Source organism: Paenibacillus contaminans, from assembly GCF_003285015.1.
In the GTDB taxonomy this organism is placed as follows: domain Bacteria; phylum Bacillota; class Bacilli; order Paenibacillales; family NBRC-103111; genus Paenibacillus_V; species Paenibacillus_V contaminans.
The window spans coordinates 208,980-223,502 of sequence record NZ_QMFB01000005.1; the positions used below are offsets into that span (position 1 = coordinate 208,980).

The 14,523-nt window shown below is 50.7% G+C and carries 10 protein-coding genes; 4 read left to right on the forward strand and 6 right to left on the reverse strand.

What is annotated here, in order from left to right:
• Window positions 1-9: 9 nt before the first annotated feature.
• The 3 genes from DQG23_RS11365 to DQG23_RS11380 all read right to left on the reverse strand — a co-directional run bounded on the left by DQG23_RS11365 (window position 10) and on the right by DQG23_RS11380 (window position 4,009).
• Window positions 10-927 (reverse strand): ABC transporter permease, encoded by a 918-nt coding sequence (locus DQG23_RS11365; protein WP_238177845.1) that lies wholly within the window; start codon window positions 925-927, stop codon window positions 10-12.
• Window positions 924-2,492, reverse strand: a complete 1,569-nt coding sequence (locus DQG23_RS11370) for an extracellular solute-binding protein (RefSeq protein WP_113030959.1) — start codon at window positions 2,490-2,492, stop codon at window positions 924-926. The genes DQG23_RS11365 and DQG23_RS11370 overlap by 4 nt, the downstream gene beginning before the upstream one ends.
• A gap of 290 nt (window positions 2,493-2,782) precedes the next feature.
• Window positions 2,783-4,009 carry a purple acid phosphatase family protein gene (locus tag DQG23_RS11380; RefSeq protein WP_113030961.1) on the reverse strand — a complete coding sequence of 409 codons (1,227 nt, stop codon included), beginning with the start codon at window positions 4,007-4,009 and terminating at the stop codon, window positions 2,783-2,785.
• A gap of 323 nt (window positions 4,010-4,332) precedes the next feature.
• Here DQG23_RS11380 and DQG23_RS11385 point away from each other — a divergent pair, with 323 nt between their 5' ends.
• The 4 genes from DQG23_RS11385 to DQG23_RS11400 all read left to right on the forward strand — a co-directional run bounded on the left by DQG23_RS11385 (window position 4,333) and on the right by DQG23_RS11400 (window position 10,354).
• A complete protein-coding gene (locus DQG23_RS11385; protein WP_238177846.1) occupies window positions 4,333-5,058 on the forward strand; it encodes a polyphosphate polymerase domain-containing protein in 726 nt (241 codons plus the stop codon).
• Window positions 5,059-5,060: 2 nt separating this feature from the next.
• Window positions 5,061-5,753: a DUF4956 domain-containing protein gene (locus tag DQG23_RS11390; RefSeq protein ID WP_113030962.1), complete on the forward strand. Its 693-nt coding sequence runs from the start codon at window positions 5,061-5,063 to the stop codon at window positions 5,751-5,753.
• Window positions 5,754-5,767: 14 nt separating this feature from the next.
• Complete coding sequence (locus DQG23_RS11395) at window positions 5,768-7,828, forward strand: CotH kinase family protein (RefSeq protein ID WP_113030963.1); 2,061 nt, start codon at window positions 5,768-5,770, stop codon at window positions 7,826-7,828.
• Between the two features lie 201 nt (window positions 7,829-8,029).
• On the forward strand, window positions 8,030-10,354 hold the full coding sequence (locus tag DQG23_RS11400) for a helix-turn-helix domain-containing protein (RefSeq protein ID WP_113030964.1): 2,325 nt from the start codon (window positions 8,030-8,032) through the stop codon (window positions 10,352-10,354).
• Window positions 10,355-10,920: 566 nt separating this feature from the next.
• Here the strand turns inward: DQG23_RS11400 and DQG23_RS11405 are convergent.
• From DQG23_RS11405 to DQG23_RS11415, 3 genes are all read right to left on the reverse strand, one after another.
• A complete protein-coding gene (locus tag DQG23_RS11405; RefSeq protein ID WP_113030965.1) occupies window positions 10,921-12,309 on the reverse strand; it encodes an amidohydrolase family protein in 1,389 nt (462 codons plus the stop codon).
• Between the two features lie 281 nt (window positions 12,310-12,590).
• Window positions 12,591-13,625, reverse strand: coding sequence for a LacI family DNA-binding transcriptional regulator (locus tag DQG23_RS11410; RefSeq protein WP_113030966.1), 1,035 nt, complete (start codon window positions 13,623-13,625; stop codon window positions 12,591-12,593).
• A 134-nt stretch (window positions 13,626-13,759) separates the two neighbouring features.
• Complete coding sequence (locus DQG23_RS11415; protein ID WP_113030967.1) at window positions 13,760-14,512, reverse strand: SDR family NAD(P)-dependent oxidoreductase; 753 nt, start codon at window positions 14,510-14,512, stop codon at window positions 13,760-13,762.
• Window positions 14,513-14,523 lie beyond the last annotated feature (11 nt).

A 14,523-nucleotide genomic window follows, 5' to 3' on the forward strand; every position in this document is an offset into this window, starting at 1 on the left:
CCTTCACCTCTACCATATGCCTTCCTGTTTGTATTTCTTAGCCAAGTAGTTTGCGCCGAGCAAGAGGACAACCGCGATTAAGGATTTGAAAAGATTGACGGCAGCAGCATAGGAATACTGCAAATCAACCAGCCCCTTACGATAAACATAGGTATCGATAATATCCGCTACCTTATATACGGATGGGGAATACAGCAGAAAGATTTGTTCAAAACCCGCATCCAGCAGCCCCCCGATAGAAAGAAGAAGGAGCAGCGTGATAATGAATGCGATCCCCGGCAGCGTTACATGCCAGATTTGTCTCAGTCGACCTGCGCCGTCAAGCTTCGCCGCCTCATACAAATGCGAATCGATTCCTGCGATAGCTGCAAGATAGATGATCGTCCCCCAGCCTACCTCCTTCCAGATACCCGAAATAACAAGCACCGAACGGAAATAATTCGCATCGCCCAGGAAGAAAATTTGCTTCAGGCCCATCTGCTGCAAGAGGGTATTAAGAATGCCGCCGTCTGTCGTTAGGAATGTCGTCAGCAAACCGGCGACTATTACCATCGAAATAAAATGCGGAAGATATGAAATCGTTTGCACAACTCTTTGAAACAGGATGTTCTTTGCCTCATTCAGTAAAATCGCCAATAGGATCGGAGCAGGGAAGCCGAAGATCAGCCGATATATACTAATCAACAATGTGTTCCTCATAACATCCCAGAAGTAATAGGAATTGGTGAAATTTCGAAAGTGCTTCAGCCCTACCCATTCACTTGTTAAAATCCCCTTAACCCCATCAAATGGCGATACATCTTTAAATGCAATGACAACGCCATACAGCGGAATATAGTGAAATATAAGATAATAGATAACGCCGGGCGCAATTAGCAAATAATACAATTTATATTGATTGATCAGAGATGGAATGGATCTTCTCATCGCTTCGCCGCTTTTACTTTGTTGTACTGCTCCGTCATGACTTCGATCCATTTGTCCAATCCTGCAGAATACAGCTCCTGAACAAATTTGTCATAGTCGCTCATGGGTCTCGCCCCCATAATAAACTTGACAACTTCCTCCTCAATCATGCGATTAATATCCTCGATATGAGGCAGCTTGTCGGAAATCTCCTGCTGGTCGTACAGATAGTCCACATCTGCCGTGGCCGGGTTTTTCACCCTGCTCGTGTCGCCGCTGTATTTGCCCAGAAAGTCATATTCCGGTTTGCTCGCAGGGTCGGACGGTGCAAATTGTACGGTGTAAGCAAATGTGCTGGCCGTTAGGTATTCTCCTGCATAATCCTGATTCATGCGTTCAAAGACGTGCTTGGTCTCATCGATATATTTCCAGTGCTTATCCTTTATTCCATACATGATCAATAAATAGTTCTCGATGTCGGAATTAATCCAATCAATGAACTTGATCGCCGCTTCCGGGTTTTTCGATTTTTTATTCAGCATCCAGCCATACGGCGACAATCCGGACATCGTTGTAATATTGCCTTTAGGACCTTTGAGTTCTCCGGCAACTTCATATAATGCCTCCGGCGTTTTCTTTTGAAGGTCGGATTGGATGTTCGTCACGACTGAATAATGAATAATGGCGGAGGCTACCCTGTTCTGCTTTATTAATTCGCGTGTTCGCTCCGTATTTAATGTGAAGGTTTCCTTAAAGATATATCCCTTTTTGTACCACTCAGCCATTTTGGCAATGAAGTCTTTATATCCCGGATTAATTTCCGGCGGTTTAACTTTTCCGTCCTTATCAAGCCAAGGACCATAACCTACATCCATGAAGCCCGCTGATAAAGCCAAATTCAGGCCTGTCATATTGGTGATAATCGGGATCGTCTGACCCGCCCCCGTTGGGTCCATCTCTTTAAACGCCTTCAATACCGTCTCATACTCCTCAATCGTCTTGGGCATAGTTAAATTCAACTTCGCTAGCCAATCCGACCTAAGAAATATCGTTTTCTCAGCTAATTGGGGCACCTGCGGAATCGCCCATATTTTCCCTTCCTTATCCGTAACCGCATCCCAAGCGCTTGCCCATTCTTTTGGCCATAACTTCCTGATGTATGATCCATATTTGTCCAATAAATCATTAAGAGGTTGGATTGCGCCGTTGTCTCTGAATCCGCCTATACTTCCAACGAAAATATCAATCGGCTCATTAGAAGCAAGCAACAGGTTTAATTTTTCCGCTTCTTGACCTTTTGGCGGAATATTGGTCTGTACATCGAATCCGGACCGATCCAATATTTCCTTGTGAACTATCTCCAAATCTTCCTTCTTGCTAAGCGTAGAGGCAAGCGAAAGATTTCCTGCGTTAGCATAGATGTATACCTTCTCATTCTTTTTGGAGTCAGTCGCCGCCTCCCCTTGGTCCTTGTTCTGGTTTCCCGGGGTGCTAGCGTTGCCTGACTTTTCTGATGTCGAACAGCCTATTACAGCCACGAACATTAGCAGACCGGTGATTACAGCGACAGTTCTTTTTCCCGCCATCGATATGCCTCCCTTAGCTTCGATTCATGTTCCGGCCGGAACCGTCAGCTAGCTGATGCCTCAAGCTTACCGCGGATAATCGTATACCAAAAGGATAAAGTTTTGATTTCCGGGATATATCAATTTTTTAATGATTGGCAAAAAAAGTGCTATAACTGCAGTAACGCAATTAAAAACCCATATGGCGGCTTGCTGAAAAGCTTGGAACGCAAAAACCCCCTACAAGAGCTTATACAGGGGGAACCTTGGATTGGTTTTGACTTTGTGCCTTGCCTCTCGAAGACCTATGTCTAACGTTTCAACTCAAACTCGTCCAGCTTCTTCCCGTCTACATCAAACGCCTGATAGGTCAGCGTCCGCTCGTTTACGCGAATGCCGGCAAACACCTGCTTCCCGTTCTGAAAATGTACCTTGTGATAAAACAAATCTTCCTTCTTCTTATTAAACTTTGGGCCGGACGAATTGGGCACCACGTATACGGTCCCTTCCCCTTCCGCGACGATTTGCCCGCCTTTGAGCGGATGCGATCGCGAGTATTCGTGGTTATGTCCCTGCAGCACCAAATCAACGCCAAACTCGTCAAATAAAGGCACAAACCGCTTAAGCACGGATTCATCCTGGTTGCCCCCGTACGGACCGCGATGCAGAGCGACGATTTTCCATGGCTTATCCGTGCCTGCAAGATCGCTGCGCAGCCATTCCGCCTGCTCCTTCAGCTTCGATTCCGTATTTAGAACGACGAAATGGGCCAAGCCGTAGTCGAACGAATAGTTCGTGCCTGGAATGACATTTTTGGCTCCGTTGCCGGGCACCTGAAAATGCGAAACAAAACGGTCCGCCTTTTTGTCGACCTCCTCATGATTGCCCATCACAGGCATGAGCGGAACTTTCGTCAGCCAGCGCTGCGCTTTGCCGAAAAACGCCTCCCACGCCGCCTCGTCCTTCGGCTCTTCGATGAAATCTCCGTTATGTACGATAAACCTCGCTTCCGGAAAAACGGCGAATGCCTTGTCCAGCGTTTTGCCCCATAATGCGAAATCGCTCTCCGTCACCCCTTGCGAATCCGTTACGTTGATAAACGTGAAATCGGTCACGGCCTGCTCTTCCGTTACAAAACTCGCCGTCTCGCTCCAATCCTCGGTCCCGCCGCCACCCGCCCTATACGAATAAACCGTCCCCGGCTCAAGACCGGTAACATTCACCTTATGTACGCCGTATTTGCGGCCTCGCTCCGCTTCGAAGACGGTCGTCGTCCCCTTGACGGTCAGCACTTCCTTGCCTTCGAAGGAAACGCCGCCCGTCCCGCGCACGATTTGAACGACAGCCGCCGTATCCGTGCTATCGGTATGCCACGTAAAAGCTCTGCTTGTCCGGGGATCGTCCACGAACGTCGTCACGAGCGATTTCGGCTTGACAGGCGAATGCGATTTTACTTTAAGCAGCTCAACTCCGGCAAATGCGGCAATCGTCAAAACAAGCAGTCCTCCCAAAATCCAAATACCTTTTTGTCCGATCATCAGGCTTCCTCCTTCGGCAGAACAGGATAGCTCCTTAACAGAAGCTTATCGGGAACCGGCACGCAAGTCAAAACGAAATCGTCCGTACATGGCATGGAATCTCCTGTACCGGTTTCATTTTCGCAGGAAGTGCGCGGGCATCGAACAATAAACGCAAAAGACGCCGTTATCCAAACTTTCAGTTTCCTCTCAGGCTCCGCTCAGGGTACGTTCATTTGCCTATTGTAAAGTAATTGTAAAGCAAGCCGCTTACAAAGAACTGAACAGCGACGAAAGCCGCGCATCCCTAAACGGATCGAACATGGAGAGAGAGGTGTTACATTTTGATTGCGAATGCGAACGCTAGATTGAAGTTTCGTCATGAATTGAAATATTACATTAACCATCATCAATACCAGATTATCAGCCGGCAGCTGAAGCACTTGCTTAAGAGGGACAAGAATGCGGACGCGTCAGGCGAATACCATATACGCAGCCTGTATTTCGACGACATCGACAACAAAGCGCTGCATGAAAAGCTGGGCGGCGTGCTGGAGCGTGAAAAATATCGCATGCGCATTTACAATTTCTCGGACAAGGTCATCCATTTGGAGAAAAAAATCAAAAAGAACGATTTCATCTCCAAGGTGAAGGAGCGGCTGACGAGAGAAACGGCCGACGCCGTACTTGCCGGGAACTATGAAGTGTTGAACGTCCCTGAAAAGCCTTTGCTGTATGAGGCATACCGCGAGATGAAAACGCGAATGCTGCGGCCGAAGGTCATCGTCGACTACATTCGCGAAGCTTATGTTTCCTATGCCGGAAACGTCCGGATCACATTCGATAAAAACCTGAAGACGGGCATGAACAGCGTTGATATTTTCAACCGCGACCTTAGCACAATCCACGCCTACGACAACAATTTCATCGTCTTTGAGGTGAAGTACGACGAGTATCTTCCGGAATATATCCGAACAGCGATCCAGACCGAGGGCCTGATCAGACAATCGAACTCCAAGTACGTCATCTGCAGAAAATTTCTCAAATTCAACTCCTGGGAGGATCAATAATTATGGATCAAAATACGACCAATTTTACAGACGTCATCAAAAAGTCGGTGCTTGAAAACTTCAGCTCGGATATAAGCATCGTCAAAATATTGCTCACCATGTCCATCGCATTCCTGATCGGGTTGTTCATTTATATGCTGTATAAGCGGGTTTTCAGCGGCGTGCTTTACTCCAAAAGCTTCAACGTTTCCCTGATCGGCATGACCCTGATTACCGCTCTCGTCATTATCGCGATCAATTCGAACCTCGTCCTGTCGCTTGGTATGGTCGGCGCGTTAAGCATCGTCCGTTTCAGAACGCCGATCAAGGATCCGACCGATCTGATCTTTCTGTTCTGGGCGGCCGTGGCGGGTATCGTGACCGGTGCGGGCTTTTACACCCTTGCGGTTATCGGCTCCGTGATCGTCGGTTTGGTGCTGTTTATTTTTATCAAAAACGCTTCCTTCGAAACGCCGTACCTGCTTGTCATCAACTGCGATTCCGATCAGAGCGAGCAAGCGGTCGTGCAGAAGCTCGGCGCGCTTGTCAAACGTTATAACGTGAAGCAAAAAACGATCACCTCCGACAATATCGAAATGACCGTGGAAGTGCGTCTCAGTCAAAACGAGCCCCGTTTCGTCAACCAAATTACGGAGCTTGACGGAGTCCGTAACGCCGTGCTGATCAGCTACAGCGGCGATTACGTATCCCAGTGACAGGTGGTGGTCTTATGAAAAGGAAAAAGAGACTGCCCGTTATAACGCTCGTCTGCGCCGCCTTGCTGATCATCGGCCTTGCAGTCACGTTATTTCCCGATCGCGGCGGCAGCCCGGACGGAAGAGCGAGTACTTCCGCAGCTGCCAACGTCAAAAACATCGAAGAGAATGTTTTCCCCAAAGATAAAGTGATCGATGTCAACATTACGATAAACGAGAACGATTTCCAAAGCATGCTGGATAATGCCGCCGCCGAAGAGATGAAGACGGCTTCCATCGACTATAACGGGATGCATTTCGACAATGTCGGCATTCGCACCAAAGGGAATCTTTCGCTGCGCAGTGTCGTCAACTCGGAGTCGGACAGGTACAGCTTCAAGCTTTCCTTCGACGAGTATTTGTCCAGTCAAACCTTGTACGGCATCAGCAAAATCAATCTGAACAACAACTACAGCGATGCCACGTACATGCGCGAGTTTATGACGTATGAGCTTGCCGAGCAAATGGGATTGCCGACGCCGGGCTTCTCTTATGTGAATGTGTATGTAAACGGCGAGTTATGGGGATTTTATTTGGCGGTGGAGCAGATTGGCGACGCTTATTTGGAGAGGCACTTTGACAATGCCAACGGCGCCTTGTATAAAGCGGAGTTCAACGGAATCGGCAGCGATTTGAAGTGGGTGGACGATAAAATATCCTCCTACTCCGGACTTGTTCAGAAATCCGAGTCTTCCAATCAGGACGTGCTGATCAAGATGCTGGACGAACTGAATAACGGAACGGATTACGAAAAGGTGCTCGATGTCGAGGAAGCTCTCAAATATGTCGCGCTGAACGCCATGACCTCGAACATGGACAGCTACCTCGGCTCCAACAAGCAAAATTATTATTTGTACGATAATAACGGCATATTCTCGATTCTGCCGTGGGATTACAATATGGCGTTCGGCGGCTTCGGGGGCTCGCAAGTTTACATCGACGAGCCGACGCAGGGCGCTTTGGCCGACCGGCCGTTGATCGCCAAGCTGCTTGCGGTCGACGAGTATAAGGACATGTACCATAAGATGATCCAAGAGGCTTTGGCCGGCTATTTGGCGCCCGAAACCTTCACGGCCCGAGCTCAAGAAATAGCCGATATGATATCCGTGTATGTAAAGCAGGATCCTAGACCTTTCTACACGTACGAGCAGTATCAAAGCGGCATAACGTCGCTGACGGCGTTTAATTCGAGCTATACGGCCACCCTTGCCAAGCAGCTTAGCGGGGAAGCCGCCTCCACGAATAACGGAAACGGCAGCGGCGGCGGTATGGGCGGCTTCGGCGGCATGGGCGGCGGCCGGGGCGGACGCGGCAACAATGCCGGGCAGATGCCTCAGGACAACGCCGTGCAGGGCGGCCAGGCCGGGCAGATGCCCCAAGGCAACGCCCCGCAGGGCGGCCAAGCCGGGCAGATGCCCCAAGGCAACGCCCCGCAGGACGGCCAGGCCGGGCAGATGCCTCAAGGCAACGCCGCGCAAGGCGGCCAGGCCGGGCAGATGCCCCAAGGCAACGCCCCGCAGGACGGCCAAGCCGGGCAGATGCCCCAGGGCAACGCCGCGCAGGGCGGCCAGGCCGGGCAGATGCCCCAGGGCAACGCCCCGCAGGACGGCCAGGCCGGGCAGATGCCCCAGGGCAACGCCGCGCTGGGCGGCCAGGCCGGGCAGATGCCCCAGGGCAACGCCCCGCAGGACGGCCAAGCCGGGCAGATGCCCCAGGGCAACGCCGCGCAGGGCGGCCAGGCCGGGCAGATGCCCCAGGGCAACGCCCCGCAGGGCGGCCAGGCCGGGCAGATGCCTCAACCGCCCCAAGGCGGCTTCGGCGACTTCGGCGGCGGCCAAGGCGGCATGCCTCCGGGCGGCGGCATGGGCGGACCCGGCGGTATGCCGGGCGGCTTCGGCCAAGGCGGCTTCGGCGGCCAAGGGCAAGCCGCGACGGCGCAAGGAAGCGAGACAGAAGCGATCGCGACGGCTATTGCGCTTGTCGTGCTTCTCCTCTCCTGCTTGTTCGTCGCCAGATTCAGACGGAATAGACTTTAATATACTAAGAGCTGTTCCCCGAAATATGACGGGAACAGCTCTTTTTTGCCTGCTGCCGCATCCTGCGATCTTAGGATCTTTTTTCGCCGGTCACCGGCTCGATCAATAATTTTTATAATGTTCATAATGACCAAAAGGATTTTAGCAGACAATTATAGAAATACTATAGGTTCGTCTAAAAGGTAAGGAAGTGACGTCCTTGTGATCACCAAAAAGTTCGATTTCATAAAGGGATCATTTTATCGTAAAAGCCTGATTCTTGTTCTGCTCATTACTTGTCTGCCGGTGACCTTCATCGGGATCAGCCTGTACTACGCCGGCGGCGGACGTATCGTGAACGAGTTGAACAAGTCGCATCAGGTGCAGCTCAATCAATCGATTCAGCGGATGAACGACTATTTTTCCCAGTTGGAGCTTTACTCCACCCAGCTTGCCTTCAATCCGGGCTTTGACGAATCCATCAAAACGCTGGATTTCGTAGGCCAATTCGAAACAACCAAAGAACTTCTGAAATCGCTCAGCTTGATGCGCGATACGAACCCGTTTATCAGCAGCGTTTTTCTATACCTCAAGGATCAGAACAGCCTCATTGGCGATGCGGCGGGGGTTAGGCGCATAACGAACGAGGAAGACCGGAAGCTCTTCGTGTCCCTGCTCGATCCGATTCAAGGCATTTACTGGGAGAACAATCTTAAACGCATAGACCAGCCCGAATCAGCGCAAAAAGCTATCGTCATCAAACTGCCTGGCGGAGGTTACCGTGAGGATTCCTATGGCGCCTTCATTATCTACATCAATCAAAATAAATTGAACGAGCTTGTGGAAAAGTTGACATCGCAGGACGGAGCCGCTTTTTTGATCGATAACAACGGGCAATATATCACTTCGCCTCGTCCGCATGAGGACGGCTCGGAAAGCAGCTTCGAAGAAGCGCTAAAGGAACGGATCGTCAAAGAAAATCGGGATACGAATACGTTCGTTTTGAAATGGAAGGGCGAAAGCTACTCCGTTTCGTACGGCAAGATGGCATTCCTGGTCTCGACGTTCACATACATTTCCGCTACGCCGCTATCGAATATTACCGCCCCGTTCAACTCGATGTCCAAATCGATTATCGTCATCAGCTGCATCGGGCTACTTGCCGCGTTATTGCTGGCCTGGTTCGCATCGCGCCGCATCTATAACCCGATCGGACGGCTTGTCAGGTTGATCGAAAACGACAAAGGATCGGACGGCATAGATGAAATCGCCTTTCTCGAAAGCCAGTGGAAACGCAATATATCGCAGAACGAAACCTTGTCCGCAAGACTGAAGGAAGTGCTTCCCCGTCTTCGGGAAGGTTTTCTGAATCAGTTTTTGCAAGGGCATCACTATTATTATTCCGAGTCGGAAATGATCGAGAAGATGAATCAGCTTGACTGGGACATTCTCGACAAAAAGTTCGCTTTCACCATGATGCAGCTGCAAGGCACGTCTAGCGCAAACGGAAAATTTTCGGAGAACGACGAACAACTCGTATCGTTCGCCGCCTCCAAAATCGTGCAGGAGCTTGCTTCGAGCCCGTTTCCGCACAACCATGTCATCGACTTTCACGATTTGTCCGCTTCTATGCTTGTCGCGCTGGACGGGGATGAATCGGAGGAGCGTTTGCTTCAAGAGCTTCATACGCTCTCCGGGCAAATCATCAAGGCGATCAATGACATCCTTGGTATGGAAGCCACTATAGTAGTTAGCCCCATCGCAGATTCGATCGTACAGACGCCCGACATGCTGGAGCAAACCCGCAAAGCGCTGCTGTTCCGCGATATCGAGCGCACGAACGAAGTGCTGAGCATGAACGACATCAAGAGCGAGGAGAGCAAGGCGGCCCAGTACCCTTTTGAGCTGGAACGCGAAATTACGGGTGCGATTCGCTTGGGGCAGGAAGATGAAGCGATGCGCCTGATCGGCGAATTTTTGCGTCAGCTGCAGCAAAACTCCAGAACGGAGTTGATCGTCCACCAGAGCATGCTTCTGCTCCTTGGCAGCATTCTGAATGCGATTATGCGCAGCGATACGAATCCGTACACGCTGTATGAAGGCACTCACCTTTATGAGGAGCTGCTGCAAATCCGCGAACCGCAAAAAATGCTCGCCTGGTTCCGGACAACTCTCGTCAGCCCTTATATCCAAACGCTGTCGCTGGCGTACGATCCCGATTTGAAGCACATGATCGACGCCCTGCTGACCCGGCTGCAGGAAGAGTTCCTGACCGATATCTCGCTCGAAGCGTATGCGGATGAGCTGCATATGACCCCATACAAGCTCAGCAAAACGTTCAAGCAAATAACGGGAACCAACTTCATCGATTACGTCACGCGGCTGCGGCTGAACCGGTGCAAGGAGCTGCTGCTCACGACGGATCAGAAAATAAGCGATATCGCCGAAACACTTCGCTATCAGCCGTCTTATTTGATCCGGATCTTCAAGAAGCACGAAGGCATGACGCCGGGCCAGTACCGCGAGAAGTTCGGGCAGCAGGGGTGACCGGATAAGGTTCTAATTCAAGCACTTTAACTTGCTGTCCCGAGAGGCTAGATCGGGATGAATAAGGGCAAAGAATGGGCGTCGTCGCTCCTGCATACCGCAATGGCTATGTTGTAAGTCCGGCAAAAAGCGCCGCGGCTAAACGAGAGACCGCGACCGCGCCAGTTCGGAAATGTCAACAAATACGCTTCCAAAACCGCCGCAAAGCGGGGATGGAAGCGTATTTGCTTTGCCAATCAACTCTTTAAGCAGGGGATGAAAATGAACAAAGTGCTTTCCGCACAGCCATCGTTCATGCCGCCGCAAGTCTAGCTGGAATAACTGCAGTTAATCTCACTTAAAACCCGAAAAATCGGTATTTACATGGAAAAACTGCAGTTATTTTTGTTGATTTCTCCAATAATAGACGAAACGAATAAAATTACCTGCATTTTTTCCATCTATTGGGCTCAAAAATCGAAATTACTTTAAAATAGATGTATATTTTCCAATTACTATATCACGTAATGGAAGATGATGAGCCATTTCGCAGCCTATCACTGCGCGCTGGGAGCTGCGCATGTGCCCTAAACGAGCGGCCACGTTCTCTGCAGCTTGAACTTCATTCTTTCCGCAAGGTTCATCGCATGCTCGTTGAATACCGGAGCCATTTCCTCGAGGCTGACTCTCGTGCATTTGCCGTCCTTGACAATGAATTCGCCGTCCACCAGCACGCTGTTGACGGTTTTCCCTTGCGTCGCATAAACGAGGCTGTTCAAGCGGTCATACGCCGGCAGCGCCTCGGGTCTTAACGTCGTATGAACGACGATGTCCGCCGCTTTGCCGACTTCCAGGCTGCCGCATTCCGACTCCACGCCGAGCGCTTTGGCGCCGTTGATCGTTCCCATGACGAAAACGTCTTCGCGCGTAAAAATCGGCGCTTCTTTTTTCGTTTCGCGGTGACCGACAGCAGCCAAGTACATTTGCATGAACATATCGAGTCCGTCGCTCCAGTTTCCGGCATCGGTGCCGAGCGCAATGTCGACCCCCATATCCATCATCTCTGGGAAATATCCCGATAAGGCGCCCAAACCGTATTTTGCGGACGCACCCGGACAGTGGATAATGTACGGTCTCTTCCGGGCGAGAATCGGCAGCTCGTCTTCCTGCGTTTGAATGGCGTGGACAAGCGTCGTGCCTTCATCAAGGACGCCAAGGCTGTCATAATATTTGATCGGCGTCATCCCGTACTCTTTCACAAAATATTTGACTTCATCCTCGTACACGCTCAGATGAACTTGCATTTGGACGCCGTATTTTTTGGCCAGCTCTTTGGAGCCTACGATCAAATCGCCGGAGCAATGCTCCATCCCCGCCAAGCCGATATGGGCGCCTACCGGTCTTTTGCGCGTGCGCGGATAATCCTTTAACTGCTGCTCCAGAATGTCCAGGCACTTGTTGGTGGAATACTGCATGATCGCCAGCTCGGGGATATAATTATCGCCGATACCGGCGCCGGTAAAGCCCTTGACGCCTACGATATTCCCCCCTGTGAACATTCCTTCAAGATGCCTCGAGCTTCCCGTATCTCCGAAAAAGGTCGTGCCGTTTAATGCCATCTCCATCGTGGCAAGCAGCATCCCGAGATGCTCGTCGTAGCTCGAAATGTTGCGGACAAGCGGATCCTCGTAGTCCTCCCAAACCTCGCGCACGCTGAACGTATCGGCGACCCAGCATCTAACCAAATGCCAAACCGCGTGCTCATGCGCATCGATCAGCCCCGGATGCACAACGCCGCCGTTGCAATCGTATTGCTCGCCCTCGTAATCGCGCAGCACTTCCGCGTTTTTGCCGATCGCGGCGATTCGTCCGTCCACGATGGCGATCGCGCCGTTCTCGATCATCCGTCTGCTCGGGTCAACCGTTAAAATATATCCGTTTGTCAGGATCAAATCCGCTTTTGCCTTTTCGCTCATCGTCGCAGCACCTCATCTTGTTATGTTCTGTAATAACGTTCTTACAAATAACAATTTAAAACCAGACCATATATCCCTTAACTTAACTGTTTTTCCGCCATATGAAGCAGTATCACTTCATACATATCGCTTCAAACTGCAATTTATGCCCGATTATGTGAGCACCCGACTTACTATGCATATTTTTTTGTAATAACGTTACCGCACGAATCAAAAAAATAAACCCTTTCAACCGCTGCACCCTAAACCGACTGTAAAACGGTAGCGTTAGCGGAAAGCGTTCAGCTTCCCGCGCCTCCCGATTTCACAAGCCGGATGCCGCACGATTCCTTGATTTCCAACACCGGCTCCAGCGTAATTTTCTCCACGACTTTCGTTTTCGTATTTTGAATTTTACGCATAATGATTTCTCCGGCAATGGTGCCTATTTGCTCCGCGGGCTGAATAACCGAAGTAATCTGCGGCTTGATTAGCCCTATGAAATCAATGGCGTCAAAGCAAACGACGGCGATGTCCTCCGGAATTTTCAGACCGGCCTCCATAATGGCGTGCATGGCTCCGTAAGCGAGTAAATTATTCGCCGCCAAAATCGCGGTCGGAAGCTCCTCCTGCTTCAGCATCCCCTGCATGATCCGATAGCCGCTTTCCTGCTTGAACTCCCCTGTTCCGATCCATTTCTTATTCACAGGGATGTTGTTTTCGGCTAACGCTTTCTGCCAGCCTTTAAGCCGTTCGTCCGAGACGCTTTCGTCAAGCGGCCCGGTAATAATACCCAGCTTGCTGTGTCCTACGCGAATAAGGTGATTCGTCAGCTCCCGGCTGGCTTTAACGTTGTCTATGACGACATAATCGACATTGTCTTCGACGTCGGGCAAATTATCGATAAACACGACAGGAATACCGGCATGTTTATAACGCTCAAGAAAACCCGCCTCGCGTCCTACAATCCCGATGACCAGCCCGGAAATTTGCCTCTGCAGCAAAAAATCGGTGTAGTCGCCTTCGCGTTCCTTGTCCTCGTCGCTATTGCAAAGCATCAAGCAGTATCCTTGCTGCCTGGCCACCGCTTCGACTCCTTTAATAACCATGGAGAAAAAATAATTTGAAATACCGGGCACAATGAGTCCGATCGCCTTCGTCGACTTGCTCTTGAGGCTTCTTGCCACCTCGTTGGGCCGGTATTGGAATTTATCCAGCGCTTCCAGCACCCTTCTTCGGGTGTCCTCGTCCACACGATCCCTGTTATTGATTACTCTCGACACCGTGGATACCGAAATGTTCAAATAGCTGGCGATATCTTTCAGTCTAACCGTCATGGAAGCTACCTCTTTTGTAAAAACGTTATTACAAATAATTTAATTGACTCTTCCTATCGTGTCAACGTATCGGCATGTCAAGAAAACCCGGTAAAATCGCCGTGCTTGCATAGGATCGCTGGATTGCACCGGACTTAAATTTTATATCCGCCGTCTACCGTAAACAGGGATGCCGTAATGTAGGAGGACGCATCCGACAACAGGAAAGCCGCCATTTCATTGATCTCGACGGGTGTCCCGCTGCGGCCGAGCAACGTGCTGTCGCGAATATCCTGTTTTACTGACTCCGGCAATGAGTTCCAGCCTTCTTCCGATTTGAAATCTCCCGGAACGATCGAATTCGCGCGAATGCCCTGCTTGGCATACGACGCCGCTATAATGCGTGTAAAATGGTTGATGCCCGCCTTCGCGGTTCCATAGGCCAAACTGCTTGCTTGCGGACGAAACGCTAGGACCGAAGATACGTTCACGATCGAGCCGCCGCCGGAGCGAATCATGACCGGCAATGCATACTTGTTCACGAGGAAGGTGCTTGTCAACGTCCCTTTAAGCGTAAAATCCCATTCCTCCAAAGTGAGCTCAAGCGCCGGTTTCTCTACGGAGCCGTACACCGTATGGTAAGTGCCGTCAAGTCTGCCGAAATGCTTATCCGTCTCCGCAATAACGCGCTGCACTTCGCTTTCCTCGAAAATATCCGCCTGCACATAAATCAGCCTGTCTTCGCCGTATTGCTCCTTCAGCCCCGTCAAGTTTGGGAACTTCTCCGACTCCCAACGGTCGGTAGCCGCGACGTACGCGCCTTTTTCCAAAAACAAACTTACCGCCGACTGCCCCGCTTGACCGAAAGCGCCTGTAACCAAAATCACCTTATTTTCCAACTGTCTCATCTACGATCACC

Coding starts and splice junctions, on each gene's coding strand:
- DQG23_RS11370 (WP_113030959.1), bottom strand. CDS start 2,492: ATGGCGGGAAAAAGAACTGTCGCTGTAATCACCGGTCTGCTAATGTTC.
- DQG23_RS11395 (WP_113030963.1), top strand. CDS start 5,768: ATGAAAAGGAAAAAGAGACTGCCCGTTATAACGCTCGTCTGCGCCGCC.
- DQG23_RS11380 (WP_113030961.1), bottom strand. CDS start 4,009: ATGATCGGACAAAAAGGTATTTGGATTTTGGGAGGACTGCTTGTTTTG.
- DQG23_RS11390 (WP_113030962.1), top strand. CDS start 5,061: ATGGATCAAAATACGACCAATTTTACAGACGTCATCAAAAAGTCGGTG.
- DQG23_RS11410 (WP_113030966.1), bottom strand. CDS start 13,625: ATGACGGTTAGACTGAAAGATATCGCCAGCTATTTGAACATTTCGGTA.
- DQG23_RS11365 (WP_238177845.1), bottom strand. CDS start 927: ATGAGAAGATCCATTCCATCTCTGATCAATCAATATAAATTGTATTAT.
- DQG23_RS11415 (WP_113030967.1), bottom strand. CDS start 14,512: ATGAGACAGTTGGAAAATAAGGTGATTTTGGTTACAGGCGCTTTCGGT.
- DQG23_RS11405 (WP_113030965.1), bottom strand. CDS start 12,309: ATGAGCGAAAAGGCAAAAGCGGATTTGATCCTGACAAACGGATATATT.